The sequence below is a fragment of the Roseateles sp. P5_E11 genome, from assembly GCF_054049355.1.
The window spans coordinates 18,915-29,909 of record NZ_JBFUMO010000010.1 but is presented as its reverse complement, the minus strand read 5'-3'; the positions used below and the strand labels follow the sequence as shown (position 1 = coordinate 29,909).

At 68.6% G+C, this 10,995-nt stretch carries 13 protein-coding genes; 5 read left to right on the top strand and 8 right to left on the bottom strand.

Going from position 1 to position 10,995, the window contains the following annotated elements:
* From ACXJKR_RS01800 to ACXJKR_RS01790, 3 genes are all read left to right on the top strand, one after another.
* On the top strand, nucleotides 1-398 hold a 398-nt coding region (locus ACXJKR_RS01800; protein ID WP_457320238.1), incomplete at its 5' end, for an FMN-dependent NADH-azoreductase.
* 9 nt (nucleotides 399-407) lie between these two features.
* On the top strand, nucleotides 408-1,277 hold the full coding sequence (locus tag ACXJKR_RS01795) for a pirin family protein (protein ID WP_457320236.1): 870 nt from the start codon (nucleotides 408-410) through the stop codon (nucleotides 1,275-1,277).
* Nucleotides 1,278-1,281: 4 nt separating this feature from the next.
* Complete coding sequence (locus ACXJKR_RS01790; RefSeq protein ID WP_457320234.1) at nucleotides 1,282-2,181, top strand: LysR family transcriptional regulator; 900 nt, start codon at nucleotides 1,282-1,284, stop codon at nucleotides 2,179-2,181.
* On the opposite strand, the gene ACXJKR_RS01785 is transcribed toward ACXJKR_RS01790, so the two are convergent.
* The 3 genes from ACXJKR_RS01785 to ACXJKR_RS01775 form a co-directional block, all read right to left on the bottom strand.
* A complete protein-coding gene (locus ACXJKR_RS01785) occupies nucleotides 2,178-3,089 on the bottom strand; it encodes a pyridoxamine 5'-phosphate oxidase family protein (protein WP_457320232.1) in 912 nt (303 codons plus the stop codon). The two genes, ACXJKR_RS01790 and ACXJKR_RS01785, sit on opposite strands and share 4 nt — an antisense overlap.
* A gap of 165 nt (nucleotides 3,090-3,254) precedes the next feature.
* The gene (locus ACXJKR_RS01780) at nucleotides 3,255-3,878 is read right to left on the bottom strand and encodes a glutathione S-transferase family protein (RefSeq protein WP_457320230.1); all 624 of its coding nucleotides are present in this window, start codon (nucleotides 3,876-3,878) and stop codon (nucleotides 3,255-3,257) included.
* Between the two features lie 101 nt (nucleotides 3,879-3,979).
* Complete coding sequence (locus ACXJKR_RS01775; RefSeq protein WP_457320228.1) at nucleotides 3,980-4,492, bottom strand: N-acetyltransferase family protein; 513 nt, start codon at nucleotides 4,490-4,492, stop codon at nucleotides 3,980-3,982.
* A 39-nt stretch (nucleotides 4,493-4,531) separates the two neighbouring features.
* On the opposite strand from ACXJKR_RS01775, the gene ACXJKR_RS01770 reads away from it, so the two are divergent.
* Entirely contained in the window at nucleotides 4,532-5,155 is a 624-nt protein-coding gene (locus tag ACXJKR_RS01770) for a DUF938 domain-containing protein (protein WP_457320226.1), read from the top strand.
* Here ACXJKR_RS01770 and ACXJKR_RS01765 read toward each other — a convergent pair.
* Nucleotides 5,131-6,036 carry a LysR family transcriptional regulator gene (locus tag ACXJKR_RS01765; RefSeq protein WP_457320224.1) on the bottom strand — a complete coding sequence of 302 codons (906 nt, stop codon included), beginning with the start codon at nucleotides 6,034-6,036 and terminating at the stop codon, nucleotides 5,131-5,133. The genes ACXJKR_RS01770 and ACXJKR_RS01765 overlap by 25 nt on opposite strands.
* A gap of 109 nt (nucleotides 6,037-6,145) precedes the next feature.
* Between ACXJKR_RS01765 and ACXJKR_RS01760 the strand changes: the two genes are divergently transcribed.
* On the top strand, nucleotides 6,146-6,901 hold the full coding sequence (locus ACXJKR_RS01760; protein WP_457320223.1) for a glucose 1-dehydrogenase: 756 nt from the start codon (nucleotides 6,146-6,148) through the stop codon (nucleotides 6,899-6,901).
* 160 nt (nucleotides 6,902-7,061) lie between these two features.
* Here the strand turns inward: ACXJKR_RS01760 and ACXJKR_RS01755 are convergent, their stop codons facing one another.
* From ACXJKR_RS01755 to ACXJKR_RS01740, 4 genes are read right to left on the bottom strand one after another with little or no spacing between them, the layout of a single operon-like run.
* A complete protein-coding gene (locus ACXJKR_RS01755; protein ID WP_457320221.1) occupies nucleotides 7,062-7,355 on the bottom strand; it encodes a hypothetical protein in 294 nt (97 codons plus the stop codon).
* A gap of 60 nt (nucleotides 7,356-7,415) precedes the next feature.
* Nucleotides 7,416-8,147: an ABC transporter ATP-binding protein gene (locus ACXJKR_RS01750; protein ID WP_457320219.1), complete on the bottom strand. Its 732-nt coding sequence runs from the start codon at nucleotides 8,145-8,147 to the stop codon at nucleotides 7,416-7,418.
* Nucleotides 8,144-9,919, bottom strand: coding sequence for a branched-chain amino acid ABC transporter ATP-binding protein/permease (locus tag ACXJKR_RS01745; protein ID WP_457320218.1), 1,776 nt, complete (start codon nucleotides 9,917-9,919; stop codon nucleotides 8,144-8,146). The genes ACXJKR_RS01750 and ACXJKR_RS01745 overlap by 4 nt, the downstream gene beginning before the upstream one ends.
* A gap of 1 nt (nucleotide 9,920) precedes the next feature.
* Nucleotides 9,921-10,958, bottom strand: coding sequence for a branched-chain amino acid ABC transporter permease (locus tag ACXJKR_RS01740; protein WP_457320216.1), 1,038 nt, complete (start codon nucleotides 10,956-10,958; stop codon nucleotides 9,921-9,923).
* Between the last annotated feature and the right edge of the window lie 37 nt (nucleotides 10,959-10,995).

Here is a 10,995-nt window from a genome sequence, read left to right as displayed (position 1 = left end):
CGCCCGAGCAGGCCGCCCGCGTCGCGCTGGACGACGCGCTGATCGCCGAACTGCAGRCCGCCGACACCGTCGTCATCGGCGTGCCGATGTACAACTTCAACATCACCGCCCAGCTCAAGAACTGGATCGACGCCGTCGCCCGCGCCGGCGTCACCTTCAAGTACGGTGAGAAGGGCCCTGTCGGCCTGGTGACCGGCAAGAAGGTCTACATCGTCACCAGCCGCGGCGGCATCCATCGCGACCAGCCCAGCGACCAGATGACGCCCTATCTGCGCGCCGTGCTGGCCTTCCTGGGCATGACCGATGTTGAGTTCGTCTACGCTGAGGGCATGGCCTTCGCCGCTGAGCAAGGTCTTGCCAACGCCCGCGCCCAGATCTCCGAATTTCTGATCGCCTGAAAGAACGCCATGAACACCGTCGCCACTTCCCTGTTGAACCAACCGCGCGAGGTCGAGCGCCTCGTCGCTGGTCAGCCGACCAGCGACGGTGCCGGCGTCAAGCTCAACCGCGTGCTGACGCAGAACCTGCAGCGCCGGCTGGACCCCTTCCTGATGCTCGACGCCTTCGGCACGGACAACCCCGACGACTACATCGCCGGCTTCCCTGACCACCCGCACCGCGGCTTCGAGACCATCACCTACATGCTCAATGGCCGCATGCGCCACCGCGACTCGGCCGGCAACGAAGGCCTGATCAGCGACGGCGGCGTGCAATGGATGACCGCCGGCCGCGGCGTCATCCACAGCGAGACGCCGGAGCAGAACGAAGGCCGCATGGCCGGCTTCCAGCTCTGGCTCAACCTGCCCGCCAAGGACAAGCTGCGCGCGCCCTGGTACCGCGATGTGGCCAGCCACGAGGTGCCGGAGTTCGAGCGCGACGGCGTCAAGGCGCGCGTCATTGYCGGCGCGAGCCATGGTGTCGAGGGTGCCGTGCAGCGCGACAGCACCGAGCCGCTGTACCTCGACCTGCACTTCGCGCCCGGCGCCCGCTTCGAGCAATTGCTGCCGCCCGAGTTCAATGCATTCGTCTACGTCTACGAAGGCGGGCTGAAGTTCGAGACCGGCTGCCAGGTGCCCTCGGGCCGCATGGCCATCCTCGCCAACACGCCCGGCAGCGACGGCGTACGCCTGCAAGCTGGCGACCAGCCGACCCGCGCGCTGCTGATTGCCGGCAAGCCGCTGGGCGAGCCCATTGCGCAGTACGGCCCCTTTGTCATGAACACCGAGGCGGAGCTCGTGCAGGCCGTGCGCGACTTCCAGGCCGGCAGACTCGCCTGAACGCATGGACCGCTTGCAGGCCATGGAAGTCTTCGTCGCCGTTGTCGACAGCGGCGGCTTCGCGAGCGCGGCGCGCAAGCTGGACCTGTCGGCCCCCGTCGTCACGCGCGCTGTGGCCGAACTGGAAGAGCGCCTGGGCGTGCGCCTGCTGACGCGCACCACCCGCGCCGTGCGCGTCACCGAGGCCGGCGCCCGCTATGCCGAGGACTGCCGGCGCATCCTAGCCGACGTGGGCGACTCCGAGGCCGCCACCAGCGGCAGCCGCAGCCAGCTCAAGGGCCTGCTCAGCGTCACGGCGCCGGTGCTGTTCGGCAACCTGCACGTCACGCCCATCGTCACCGACTATCTGCAGCGCTACCCGGACGTCGACGCGCAATGCGTCTTCGTCGACCGCGTCGTCAACCTCGTCGACGAGGGCCTGGACGTGGCCGTGCGCATCGGCGAGCTGCCGGACTCCTCCCTGCGCGCTATCGGCGTTGGCCAGGTGCGGCGCATGCTGCTGGCGTCGCCGGGCTATCTGGCCACGCATGGCCGGCCGCAGCGCCCCGATGGGCTGTCGGGACACACGCTGATCCAGCCCACCCAGGTAGCGCCCTACCCTGAATGGCGCTTTGCCGAAGCGGGTCGACCGCTGGTGCAGCGCATCCGCCCCCGCTTGCGCACGACAACCAATGATGCCGCCCGCTCCTTCGCGCTGGCCGGCCTGGGCATCGTGCGCCTGCTCAGCTACCAGGCGGCCGACGCGCTGGCCCGCGGCGAGCTGGTCCCGTTGCTGGAGGGCTTCGAGCCGCCGGCCATCCCCGTCCACATCGTGCATCACGAGGGCCGGCACATGACACAGAAAGTACGTGCCTTTGTCGACCTAGCGGTGGACAGCCTGCGCGCGAATCCCGCCCTGCGCTAGACGTTCTGCGGTGCCCAGTCGCGGAACCGCCAGCGCAGCGGCAGCGCATCACGCAGCCACCAGCCCTCATCCAGGTGGAAGCGCCAGGCGCGCTCGGCCTTGTCGTCGAGCGCGGCCCGTTCCGGYCCGTCCCAGACGATCTCGGCGCGACCCGTCAGGCTCAGCAGGTCGCCGCGCTCGAAGTCGATGAAGAGCAGGCCCGCGCGTCCGTCGAGTTGCAGATTGCCCAGCGTCATGAACATGCGGTTGCCGGAGTAGTCCGGCACCAGCAGCGTTCGCGCGTCCTCTTGCGTGACGAAGCCGGCGGGACCGCCGCGGTGCGACACATCCGCCCCTGCTGCGCCCGCATGCGTGGCGACGAACAAGGTGTCGGCGGCGGCGATCAGCCACGCCGCGTCGCCGTCCAGTTGCGAAACGCGCTCGATGACGCGCGGCCGCGTGTCCGCCGCATCGCGCACCCATTCAACCTCGCGGCCCTGGATGTACTGAGGGCAGTTGCCTACCGTCTGCTCCACCTGCAGCCGCAACCCTGAGGGCTCGACCGCCAGCAGCCTGCCGTTGACGCGGTTGCGCCGCCGCGTGTGCAGCTCGATGCCCAGCAAGCCGAGCGGCGCGCCCGGTGTCATGCCGGCCGCGGCCGGATCACCCGGGATGGGCGTGGCCGCGAAGGTCAGATGCCAGGCATCCGGCGCCTGCACGAAACCCGGCGGCCCCACCAGCACCGTGGCCCAGGGCCGACCGGTCGGGTCCACACTGCCGGCCAACATCAGCGGCAGCTGCTCGTAGAAGCGCTGGTGCTGCTCGGGCATGTGGTCGCGCACGACGCGGCGACCGACCTCGGCCATGCGCTCGGCGACGCCGACGCGAGACTGCACGGCGACCTCGCCGGCGTGGAAGGGTTGATCCATTTTCAGTGGCCTTTCGTATTTGCGGGCCGAGCGCCGGGCCGCTCCCTAGCCGGCCCGCCCTGGCGATGTGCTCGCGGCTCGATGCCGGGAGCATCGCCGTCCCCTCGGGGGACCGGCCGGGCACAGCCGCGTTCAGCGGGATGGGACCGGGCGAGGGGCTTCATTTCAGGCGGCCCGCAGGCCGGCCGGCGTGGTCTTGAAAGGCACAAAGCCCGGCAACGCCTCGATGCGCGCGAGCCAGGCACGCAGCGCCGGATAAGGCGCCAGGTCCACATTGCCCTCGGGCGCGTTGACGATATAGCTGTAGCCGGCGATGTCGGCCAGCGTGGCGTGGTCGCCGACCAGGAAGGAGCGACGAGCCAGCTCGCCTTCCATGACCTTGAACAAGGTGTGAGCCCGGTTGATCACCTCGTCGGCATCGAAGCGTGCGCCGAACACGGTGACGAGGCGGGCCGCCGCGGGGCCGAAGGCGATCAGGCCCGAGGCCACCGACAGCCAGGCCTGCACCGCCGCGCGACCGGCGGCGTCGGCCGGCAGCCAGCGGCCCGCCGGGTCGTACTTGCTGGCCAGGTAGACCAGGATGGCCGTGCTGTCCCAGACGCAATGGCCGTCGTCATCCAGCAGCGGCAACTGGCCGAAGGGATGGCGGGCGAGGAACTCGGGCGTCTTGTGTGCGCGGGTGGCGAAGTCAATGTCGACGAGTTCATGCGGCAGGCCCAGCAGGGACAGTGCGAGCTCGGCGCGGTGGGCGTGGCCGGACAAGGCGTGGCGGTACAGCTTGAGGGTCATGGAAGGCTCCGTTGAAGACCGGACCACTGTGCCCAGCGCCGCGCCCTGGCGAAACGGCGCGCGCCGCAAGTCTTTCTTTCCGCGGCCGATGGGAGTCGCCGTCAGCTCAGCCGTCGCCCCACCAGCACCAGGTCCTTCTCCACGCCCTCCAGCCGCGCCACCCGCGGCATGAAGCCCCAGCGCTCGAAGCCATGCTTCTCGAACAGGCGCAGGCTGCCAACGTTGGACGCAAAGATCGTCGCCGTCAGCGTCTCGATGCCCAGCGCGGGCGAACTGGCGATGGCCTGTGCCAACAGATAGCTGCCCAGGCCCTTGGCCTGGTAGTCCGGGTGCAGATAGATGGCCAGGTCGGCGGTGATGAAGTAGCCCGGCCTTTCGTTCATGAAATGGAAGAAGCCGAGATAGCCGATGGCTCCCTGGCCGGGATGGTCGCTGTCCTCGGCCACCCACAGCGGTCGGTGGTCGGGCGTGTGCTGGTCGAAAGACGGGCGGCGTTTGGCCACGGTCGTCGGTTCGAGGTCGCAGCTGCAGGTGCGCGTGGCGACGGCGAAGTTGTAGATGTCGACGATGCGCGGCAGGTCGTCGGCGATGGCATCGCGGTGCAGATAGGCCATGAGGGGCAAGGTTAGCGGCGGCAAGGCAAGATGCCCGCCATGGACAACCCTCGCCGCCACAGCCCCGCCGCCGAACGCAACGGCCCGCCCATCCTCGCGGCCCTGCAGCGCCTGCTGCCCGCACAAGGCGTCATGCTGGAGATTGCCAGCGGCACGGGCCAGCACGCGGCCTTCTGCAGCGAAGGCCTGCCCGGCTGGCATTGGCAGCCCAGCGATTTCGACGCGGCCTCCCTGCCCTCCATCGCCGCATGGTGCGAAGGCCTGGCCCGGGTGCGCCCGCCAATCACGCTGGACGTGCTCGATGCGACCTGGCCCGGCGTGCCGGCCCAGGTCGACGCGATCTACTGCGCCAACATGATCCACATCGCGCCCTGGGCCTGCACGGCGGGGCTGATGCAAGGCGCCGCGCGGCATCTCGTGCCCGAAGGATTGCTGCTCACCTACGGGCCCTACCTCGTCGACGGGGAGGCCACGGCGCCGAGCAATCTCGCCTTCGACGCCGACCTGCGCGCGCGCAACCCGGCCTGGGGCCTGCGCCGCCTGGCCGATGTCGCCACCGAGGCCGCGGCCGTGGGCCTGCAATTGCGCGAGCGGCTGGACATGCCGGCCAACAACCTGCTGCTCGCCTGGCAGCGCACTCAGGCCAGCCCGGCCGCCAGGTGATCGCCAAATGCCCTGACCTTGGCTGAGTTGCGCCGCTGCGGCGGGCTGACGAGCTGGATGGGGATGTCTCGCCCCGGCCAACAAGGCAGCACAGGCTCCACCTCGCTGCTGGCCAGCTCGGCCTCGAACAGCCAGGTCGGCCCGAAGGCCAGGCCCATGCCGCTCAGCACCGCCTCGCGAATGACCTCGCCATTGTTGGTCTGCAGATTGCCAACCACCTGCACCGTGACGAGGCTGCCCGGCGCGGCGCTGGCGCCCGGGCCGGCCTCCAGCGTCCAGGCGTCACGCGAGCGCAGTTCGCTGTAGACCAGGCAGTTGTGAGCCAACAGATCCGCCGGCTCGCGCGGCGGCTCACCCCGCCCCTCGAAGTAGCCGCGCCGCGCGACGACCAAGCGCCGCGTCGTGCCGATGCGGCGCGCGACAAGGCTGGAGTCCGGCTGCTCGCCGATGCGCACCGACACGTCGATGCCCTGCTCGATGAGGTCGACAAAGCCGTCGCTGACGCGCAGATCGATCCTCACGCCAGGGTGTGCAGCCAGGAAGCTGCGCACCAGCGGCAGCAGCTTGAGCCGGCCGAAGCTGACCGACGTCGCGACGCGCAGCCAACCCTGCAACCGGTGCTCGCCGTCGCGCAGCTCGCTCTCGGCCTCGCCGATCTCGGCCACCAACCGCCGCGCCTGCTCCACATAGCGCTCGCCCGCGTCGGTGAGCTTCAGCGCCCGCGTGCTGCGGGCCAGCAGCTGCGCGCCCAGTGCCTTCTCCAGCGCCGCCACCTGCTTGCTGACGGCGCTCTGCGTGCTGCCCAGTTCGCGCGCCGCCGCCGAGAAGCTGCCCAGCTCGACGACCCGCACCAGGGTCTGCATTGACTGCAATCGGTCCATGGCTGCTCGCTTCAGTCTTGATTGGAATAAATCTTAGGCAAACCGGCCGGCTTCTGCATTGAGGAGGCAGCAATCACAGTGAGTTCACTCAACCACTGGAGTCATTTCCATGACCTCGTCTCGCATCGTCCTCATCACCGGCGCCCTGACCGGCATTGGCCGCGCCACCGCCCTCGCCTTTGCCAAGGAAGGCTCAGTCGTCGTCGTCAGCGGCCGCCGCGAACCCGAAGGCCAGGCTCTGGCCGCCGAACTGAAAACGCAAGGCGCCGCAGACGCCACCTTCATCCGCGCCGACGTGCGCCACGAGGCCGAGGTGCGCTCGCTCGTCGAGCAGACGGTCGAGCGCTTCGGCCGCCTGGACGTGGCCGTCAACAACGCCGGCACCGAGGGCAGCAACGGCCCGATCGCCGAGCAGAGCACCGAGAACTACGACGCCATCTTCGACACCAATGTGCGCGGCGTGCTGTTCTCGCTGAAGCACGAGATGCGCGCCATGCTGGCCCAGGGCAGCGGCGCCATCGTCAACCTGTCGTCGGTGGCCGGGCTGATCGGCTTTGCGGGCGCGTCGGTCTATGTGGCCAGCAAGCATGCGGTCGAAGGCCTGACCAAGAGCGCCGCGCTCGAAGGCGCCGCCGCCGGCGTGCGCGTCAACGCCGTCGCGCCGGGACCTGTCCAGACCGACATGATGGAACGCTTCCTCGGCCGCAGCGAAGACGCCAAGGCCGGCCTGCTCGCCGCCATCCCGGCCAAGCGCGCCGGCACGGTGGACGAGATCGCGCAGACCATCGTCTTCCTGGCAAGCGACAAGGCGCGGTATCTGACGGGGCAGTCGCTGGCGGTGGATGGGGGCATGACGGCGCAGTGAGCGTCGCTGCTGCGGCGACGGACGGGCCGTCGTGGTCGGGGCCGCCCACGAATTGGGGCTTCGCGGGTTCAGCTCAGCTCAGCTCAGCTCAGCTCAGCTGAGCTGAGCTTGGCGGCGCATGTTCGGTATTGCGCGGACGAAGTTCGTCAGGCCGTAGCGCTCATTCGGTGGTTGTTTTCGAGCCGCGGCGCCAGTAGCGCTTGAAACCCTCGGGATAGTCGGGCGTCCACAGCCACTGCGTATCGATGGCGCCCCAGCGGAGCAGCAATTCCCGAAGCGATCCCACCAGGAAGGCATGCACCAGCACTGCCGATAACAACACGGCGGCGAATGCAGCCGCCCCGAGCAGCACCTTCCAGCCGGCAATCCCCGGCGCGATTTGGCTACTAGCGCCCAAGACGATTGCACCTATGGCCATTGCCGCGATAACGATCTTCGCAATGAATAGCTTCATACCTCTGCTCCTGATATGCGACAGAGCCTGGCGTCGCGCCAGATGACGGAACGTCCCACGTTACTCTTTTCGCCCCGCACCCAGGTACGTCTCAATGACCCTCGGATCCGCCGCCAGCTGATCCGCCGGCCCGCTGAGCCCGAACTCCCCCGTCTCCAGCACATGCCCGTGATCGGCCACTCGCAGCGCCGCACGCGCGTTCTGCTCGACGAGCAGGATGCTGACGCCACTGGCGCGCAGGTCGTCCACGATGGTGAAGATCTCGCGCACGATGAGCGGTGCCAGGCCCAGGCTGGGTTCGTCCAGCATCAACAGTTTGGGCTGGCCCATCAGCGCGCGGCCCAGGGCCAGCATCTGGCGTTCGCCGCCGGACAAAGTGCCGGCTGCCTGCTTGCTTCGCTCCTTCAAACGCGGGAAGCGCGTGTAGACGCTTTCCATGCCGTCGCGCCAGCGCTTGTCGCCGAGCTTCTTGGGCCGCCAGCCGCCGAGCAGCAGGTTGTCCTCGACGGTCATGGTGCCGAACAACTCGCGCTTCTCGGGCACCAGGGCCAATCCGGCGAGCACGCGTTCTTCCAGCGTCAGCTTGGCGATGTCTTCGCCGGCAAAGCGCAATGTGCTGCCGCGCGACGGGATCAAGCCCATCAGCGCGCCCAGCAGCGTGGACTTGCCCGCACCGTTGGGGCCGATGACGGTGACGACGCTCTTCTCCGCCGCGGTGAAGCTCAGGCCATGCAACACCTCGGCACGCCCATAGCCGGCGTGCAGGTCGACGACCTCCAGCAAGGCGCTCATTCGTCCGCTCCCAGGTAGGCCGCACGCACCGCCGGGCTGGCCTGCACCTCGGCTGGTGTGCCCTCCATCAGCCAGCGACCGAACTCCATGACGACGATGCGATCGGTCAGCCTCATGACGAAGTCCATGTCGTGCTCCACGAGCAGCAGCGACAGGCCCTCGCCCTTCAGCTGCCGCAGCACTTCGGCGAGCGCTTCCTTCTCCTTGTGGCGCAGGCCGGCGGCGGGTTCGTCCAGCAGCAGCAGCGACGGGTCGCTGGCCAGCGCGCGGGCGATCTCGACCAGCCGCTGCGGGCCCAGCGCGAGATTGCCGGCCAGCTCGTGCGCCTGCTCGGCCAGGCCGATGCGGCGCAGCTGGCGCATGGCCTCGGCGCGCGCCTGCGCCTCCTCGGCTCTGTTCAGGCCGAGCATCGCGCGCACGGTGCCGCTCTTGGTGCGCAAGTAGGTGCCCAGCGCGACGTTCTCCAGCACCGTCATGTCGGGCACCAGCTTCACATGCTGGAAGGTCCGGCTGAGGCCCGCGCGGGCGATGTCGCGGCTCTCGCGGCCGTCCATGCGTTGGCCGAGCAGCTCGACCTCGCCGCTGGTGAGCGGCAATACGCCGGAGACAAGGTTGAAGGTCGTGCTCTTGCCGGCGCCATTGGGGCCGATGAGGCCGACGATGTCGCCGGCGCGGATGACAAAACTGATGTCGTTGACGGCGACCAGGCCACCGAACTGCTTGCGGATCTTGCGCACGTCCAGCAGCGCCGCGCCGGGCTGCGGGTGGCTGCGCGCGCTCAGGGCCGGCACCGATTCGTCCACCGCCTTCGCACGGCCCGCCGGCAGCCAGCGTGCAATCAGCGGCCACAGCCCATCCGGCGCAAAGCGCAGCACCAGCACCAGCACGACACCGAAGACGATGATTTCGTAATTGCCCGAGCCGCCGAACACCAGCGGCAGCACGACCTTGAGCTGGTCCTCCGCCAGCTTCACCAGCGCCGCGCCGGTGAAGGCGCCGCCCACCGTGCCGATGCCGCCCAGCACGGCCATGAAGAGGTATTCGATGCCGAACTTGATGCCGAAGGGCGAGGGGTTCACGCTGCGCTGCATGTGGGCATACAGCCAGCCCGACACCGAGGCCAGCAGCGCCGCGATGACGAACATGATGAGCTTGTAGCGGAAGGTCGACGCGCCCATGGCCTCGGGCATCGTCGAGCCGCCGCCGCGGTTGGTGTTGAGCGCTCGCATGATGCGGCCTGGCCGCGAATCCAGCAGCCGCGTGACGCCCAAAGCGGCGAGCAGGGCCGCCAGCCAGATCAGCAGATAGATGCGGCGCTCGCTCTGGAAGCTGAAGTCACCAAGCGTGATGGCCGGCAGGCCCAGCAGACCGTCGTATTTGCCGAGAGGCTCGAGGTTTCCGACGAGGAAATAGAGCGCCAGGCACCAGCAGATGGTGGCCAGCGGCAGGTAGTGGCCCGACATGCGCAGTGTCAGCGCGCCGATGACCAGGGCCAACACCAGCGTGATCGCCAAACCTGCGGCGAGGCCCAGCCAGGGCGACAGCCCGAGCACCGTCGTCAGATAACCCGTCGCGTAGGCGCCGACGCCGGCAAACGCGGCCTGGCCGAATGACGTGAGGCCGCCCACGCCGGTCAGCAGCACCAGGCCCAGCACGACCAACGAAAAGAGGCCGATGTAGTTGAGCTGCGTGATCCAAAAGTCCGGCACAGGCACAAAGGGCAGCACGAGGAGCAGGACGGCCGCCGCGACCGACAGATGCGTGCGGTTCATGTCAATGCTCCTCGTGGTGCGGATCCACGAAGGACCGCCAGAGGAGGATGGGCAGGATCACCGTGAAAACGATGACCTCCTTGAAGGCGCTGGCCCAGAAGGAGCCGAAGCTCTCGATAAGGCCGACGCCGATCGCACCGGCCAGCGCCATCGGGAAGCTGGCCAAGCCGCCGAACACCGCGGCGACGAAGCCCTTCAGGCCGATCAGGAAGCCGGTGTCGTAATAGATGGTCGTCGACGGCGAGATCAGCAGGCCCGACAGCGCGCCGATGAAGGCCGCCATCGTGAAGCTCAGCGAGCCGGCCGCATCGCCCGAGATGCCCATCAGCCGAGCGCCGATGCGGTTGATCGAGGTGGCGCGCAGGGCCTTGCCCATCAGCGTGCGCTCGAAGAAGAAGAACATCGCCACGAGCAGCGCGATGGAGGCGCCGAAGATGATCAGCGTCTGGCCCGTGAAGCTCAGCGGCCCGACGTCGTAACGCGCTTCCCAGAAGGCTGGCGTGCGATAGCCCTCGGCACCGAAGAAGACCAGGCCGACGCCGGTCAGCACGAAGTGCACGCCGACGGACACGATGAGCAGCGTCAGCACACTGGCGCCGGACAGTGCGCGGTAGGCCAGGCGGTAGAGCAGCGGGCCCATCGCCGTGACGATGGCCAGCGTCAACAGCACCTGGATCCACAGCGCTGGCTGTTCCTGCGCCAACATCGGCAAAGCCACAGCCATGCCGATGGGAAAGCTCAGCGTCTGCATCAGCCCGAAAGCGATGCGCGCCATCGGTCGCCGCTCCCGCAAACCCTGAATCACGTCCAGCACAGCGCCCGCAATGGCCATCATCAGCAGCAGCCACACGGTGCCCGGCACCTTGCCCATCTGCAGTGAAGCCAACGTCAGCGCGCCGAAGGCAACGAACTCGCCCTGGGGAATGAAGATGACGCGGGTGACCGAGAACACCAGCACCAGGGCAAGGGCGACCAGCGCGTAGATCGCGCCGTTGGTCAGGCCATCCAGGCCCAGGATCGCGGCAATCGTCAGGTCCATCGGGGAGGCGCGCAGGCTAGCAGCAGGAAGTGCGCGG

Bases quoted from the DNA above. Each gene is read 5' to 3' on its own strand.
- ACXJKR_RS01790 (WP_457320234.1), top strand. From the start codon at position 1,282: ATGGACCGCTTGCAGGCCATGGAAGTCTTCGTCGCCGTTGTCGACAGC.
- ACXJKR_RS01780 (WP_457320230.1), bottom strand. From the start codon at position 3,878: ATGACCCTCAAGCTGTACCGCCACGCCTTGTCCGGCCACGCCCACCGC.
- ACXJKR_RS01775 (WP_457320228.1), bottom strand. From the start codon at position 4,492: ATGGCCTATCTGCACCGCGATGCCATCGCCGACGACCTGCCGCGCATC.
- ACXJKR_RS01770 (WP_457320226.1), top strand. From the start codon at position 4,532: ATGGACAACCCTCGCCGCCACAGCCCCGCCGCCGAACGCAACGGCCCG.
- ACXJKR_RS01765 (WP_457320224.1), bottom strand. From the start codon at position 6,036: ATGGACCGATTGCAGTCAATGCAGACCCTGGTGCGGGTCGTCGAGCTG.
- ACXJKR_RS01760 (WP_457320223.1), top strand. From the start codon at position 6,146: ATGACCTCGTCTCGCATCGTCCTCATCACCGGCGCCCTGACCGGCATT.
- ACXJKR_RS01755 (WP_457320221.1), bottom strand. From the start codon at position 7,355: ATGAAGCTATTCATTGCGAAGATCGTTATCGCGGCAATGGCCATAGGT.
- ACXJKR_RS01750 (WP_457320219.1), bottom strand. From the start codon at position 8,147: ATGAGCGCCTTGCTGGAGGTCGTCGACCTGCACGCCGGCTATGGGCGT.
- ACXJKR_RS01745 (WP_457320218.1), bottom strand. From the start codon at position 9,919: ATGAACCGCACGCATCTGTCGGTCGCGGCGGCCGTCCTGCTCCTCGTG.
- ACXJKR_RS01740 (WP_457320216.1), bottom strand. From the start codon at position 10,958: ATGGACCTGACGATTGCCGCGATCCTGGGCCTGGATGGCCTGACCAAC.